General features: G+C 72.5%; 3 protein-coding genes. 2 read left to right on the top strand and 1 reads right to left on the bottom strand.

Annotated features, from left to right (window positions below):
- Positions 1–227: hypothetical protein (locus PLP61_RS16465; RefSeq protein WP_324503845.1), on the bottom strand; the 227-nt coding region annotated here is incomplete at its 3' end.
- Between the two features lie 122 nt (positions 228–349).
- Between PLP61_RS16465 and PLP61_RS16470 the strand changes: the two genes are divergently transcribed.
- Together PLP61_RS16470 and PLP61_RS16475 are read left to right on the top strand one after the other, a co-directional pair.
- Positions 350–1,750 carry a thioredoxin family protein gene (locus PLP61_RS16470; RefSeq protein WP_324503846.1) on the top strand — a complete coding sequence of 467 codons (1,401 nt, stop codon included), beginning with the start codon at positions 350–352 and terminating at the stop codon, positions 1,748–1,750.
- A 62-nt stretch (positions 1,751–1,812) separates the two neighbouring features.
- Positions 1,813–2,550, top strand: a 738-nt coding sequence (locus PLP61_RS16475; RefSeq protein WP_324503847.1) for a P1 family peptidase, incomplete at its 3' end; no start/stop codon positions are given.

The following is a 2,550-nucleotide window of genomic DNA, read 5'->3' on the forward strand; positions in this document are numbered from 1 at the left end:
AGCCCGCGCCGGGCCGCCGCCTGGCAGGCCTCGACGTGGAGCACGGCGAAGCGCGCGAGCACGACGAGGTGCCGGCGCAGCGCGGGGTAGCCGCGGTACTCCGGAGGACAGAGGTCCAGCAGCCAGGCGGTGGCGGTGCGCTCCCAGCCCGGCGCCCCGGGCGGGCGCACCGAGGCGGGCCAGCCGGGCGGGGCGACGCCGGGACCGGACGGAGCAGGTGCGGGCACCGCACCAGGCTACCTCCAATCGAACACCTGTTCCACCGCCGGAGTTTCGACCACGTACCTACTACGCGGGATAGTAGGTTGGTGACGACGTCGACGGGCGGCGTCAGCTCGGAGGGATCCCCATGACGGCGCGCGGACGGCAGCAGCCGCTGCCGCGGATCGCCGGCCTCCTGCTGGCGCTGCTCGCCGGCGCGACCCTGCTGCTCGGCGGCGCCGCCCCCGCCTGGTCGGGCGAGCGCGACGGGAGAAGCGCGGTCGACCGGGTCGCGACGCAGGAGACCCAGGTCTACTACTTCTACGGCGACGGATGTCCGGTCTGCGCGAAGGCCACCCCGTTCCTGGAGGGGCTCGCCGAGAGCCACCCCGAGCTGCGGGTGAACCGCTTCGAGGTCTGGCACTCCGCAGAGAATCGCGACCTGCTGGGTCAGATGGCCGATGCCTACCGGATCACCCCCACCGGGGTCCCGGTCATCTTCATCGGCCGGCACGCCTGGGTGGGGTTCCGCGAGGGCGCCACCGACACCGCGATCACGTCCGTGGTCGACGCGTGCACGACCCAGGGCTGCCCCGACCCGAGCACCGTCGAGCTGGACGGCACCGAGGGCACCACCACCGACACCGGCCAGAGCTGCGGCACCAGCCCGGACGGCGAGCCGCTCGCGTGCGGCAGCGAGGACGAGGCCGAGGAGGCCATCGACGTCCCCCTCGTCGGCAGTGTCGGGCTGGCCGACCGCCCGCTGGTGGTCTCGACCCTGCTCATCTCCTTCGTCGACGGCGTCAACCCCTGCTCGCTGTGGGTGCTCACCGTGCTGATCGCCCTGTCGCTGCGTCGCGCCTCGCGCCGGCACACGCTGGTGATCGGCGGCACCTTCATCCTGGTGACCGCGGCGGTGTACGCGATGTTCATCGGCGGCCTGTTCACCGTCTTCACCTTCGTGGGGTTCGCGCCGTGGATCCGGGTGGCCGTCGCGACGGTGGCCCTGTTCATGGCGCTGGTCAGCATCAAGGACTACTTCTGGTTCAAGCAGGGTCTCTCCCTGACGATCCCGGACTCCAAGAAGCCGGGCATCTACGCCGGGATGCGGCGGGTGCTGGACAAGGGCGACTCGATGCCCGCCATGATCGGTGCCACCGCCGTGCTGGCCGCCGGCGTGTCCCTCGTCGAGTTCGGCTGCACCGCGGGGTTCCCGGTGCTGTGGACCAACCTCCTGCAGACCCAGGAGGCCGGCCCGCTGACCTTCGCTCTGCTGCTGCTGCTCTACATGCTCATCTACCAGATCGACGAGCTGGTCATCTTCCTCACCGCGGTCTTCACCCTGCGCGCCACCAGGATCCAGGAGAAGCAGGGCCGGCTGCTCAAGCTGGGCAGTGGAGTGCTGATGCTGGCGCTGGCACTGGTGATGATCATCGACCCCGAGATCATGTCCTCGGTGACCGGTGCGGTCGGGGTGTTCCTCGCTGCGATGGCGGTCTCGGCGATCGTGGTGCTGGTCGACCGGCTGGTCCGACCCAGGTCCACCTGACCTATCCGCCCACCGGGCCCGCGCCTCGGCGAGGTCCGGGCCGGTGGGGCAGGATGTGCGGCATGCCACGCGCGCGCGACCTGGGGATCGTCGTCGGGGCACTGCCCCCGGGGCCCACCAACTCCGTCCTCGACGTCGCGGGGGCGGGCCTCGGCCACGCGACGGTCCACCGCGACGAGCCGGCGCCTCCCGACGGCCGCGGGGTCGCGCGCACCGGGGTCACCTGCGTGCTGCTCGCCGAGGACGCCTACCTGCGGCCGGTCCCCGCGGGCGGCGCCGTGCTCAACGGCGCCGGCGAGTGCACCGGCTTCCTCACCGCGGCGGAGTGGGGCTCGGCCGAGACCCCCGTCTACCTGACCTCGACGATGCAGCTGGGGAGGGTGTACGACGCCGCGTGCGAGATCACGCTGGAGCAGCACCCCGAGGCCGCCGACGACGTGGTGATCCCGGTCGTCGCGGAGTGCGACGACTCCTTCCTCAACGACTGCCGGCGGATGCAGGTCACCGGCGACGACGTGCGGACGGCGTGGCGCGCCGCCGTGGACTCGGTCGGCGCGGGCAGCCCGCCCGCCGAAGGTGCCGTCGGGTCGGGCACCGGGATGTCCTGCTTCGACTTCAAGGGCGGCATCGGCACCGCCTCGCGTGTCACGGGGGACGGGCACACCGTCGCGGTCGTGCTGATGACCAACTTCGGGGTGCGGCAGGAGTGCGTGGTCGCGGGGGTCCCCGTCGGCAGGCTGCTGCCCCCCGCGCGCACGGGGCCGCACGCCCCGGCCGGCTCGTGCATCGGGCTCGTGGTC

The organism is Nocardioides sp., from assembly GCF_035429765.1.
Taxonomy (GTDB): domain Bacteria; phylum Actinomycetota; class Actinomycetes; order Propionibacteriales; family Nocardioidaceae; genus Nocardioides.

Coding starts and splice junctions, on each gene's coding strand:
- PLP61_RS16470 (WP_324503846.1), top strand. CDS start 350: ATGACGGCGCGCGGACGGCAGCAGCCGCTGCCGCGGATCGCCGGCCTC.